The organism is Neobacillus fumarioli NBRC 102428 (assembly GCF_001591485.1).
Taxonomy (GTDB): domain Bacteria; phylum Bacillota; class Bacilli; order Bacillales; family Cytobacillaceae; genus Neobacillus; species Neobacillus fumarioli.
Window position 1 is genome coordinate 1 of record NZ_BCUZ01000263.1, and the last position, 791, is coordinate 791.

The 791-nt window shown below is 40.3% G+C and carries 1 protein-coding gene and 1 pseudogene; both read right to left on the reverse strand.

What is annotated here, in order from left to right; translation table 11 throughout:
- The coding region (locus tag BFU02S_RS16030; protein WP_235842102.1) for an ATP-binding protein at positions 1 to 510 on the reverse strand (510 nt) is incomplete at its 3' end.
- 35 nt (positions 511 to 545) lie between these two features.
- Positions 546 to 791: pseudogene (locus BFU02S_RS17105) on the reverse strand (IS21 family transposase); the annotation flags it as partial.

The window sequence follows — 791 nt, forward strand, 5'->3', positions numbered from 1 at the left end:
ATAACACAGACTGATGACTTGAAAAAGCAATTCTGCACCTTGCTTATGAAAGGGTATGTACCCTAATTCATCTAAAATAAGCAAGTCCAGCTTTCCAATCTGCTTAAAAATCTTATTTAGTGTGCCTTTCTCATTAGCTTCTAAAAGTTGATTGACCAGAGAGGCAGCGGTATAAAACTTCACCTTCTTGCCATATTTGCGTATGACATTTAATCCAATAAGGGTAGATAGATAGATCTTACCGACACCCACTCCTCCATAGAAAATCAGATTTTCCTTTCGCTCTATAAATACGCCATTTAGAAGATCCGTTTGAGTGATTCCTTGGCTCAGTTCAATGTCTTTCCAATCAAAAGGTTTGCCATACTTGTTTGGCAAAGTTGCCGATTTCAGTAAAAGATTTGTTTTTCGCTCCTCCCGCTGTTTAATCTCTTGTTTGAAGAGTTTCAATGAAAACTCCTCGTGAGTGCTGGCATTAACCTCATGATAATGTTCACGAATCCAGCTCAATTATAACCTTTTGGCATACTGTTGAATGAGGCCATTCATTCTCTCTGCCCCCTTCCTGAAAACATGAAGGAGTCATATTGGCTCATACCTCTTGTGACGTTTGGCAGATCGGGGACCGAAGGTTTCAGCTTTAATGTCAAACGATGCCCTCGTCCTGAAATAAGTTGGATATAGGCATGTTTAATGGTTTCAGCAGAGGGATGACCAAATGTCGAAGCTAAATCCAACGCCTCACTCGCTTTGCTAAAGTCATAGTCTTTCAGAATGGCTATAATGGACCC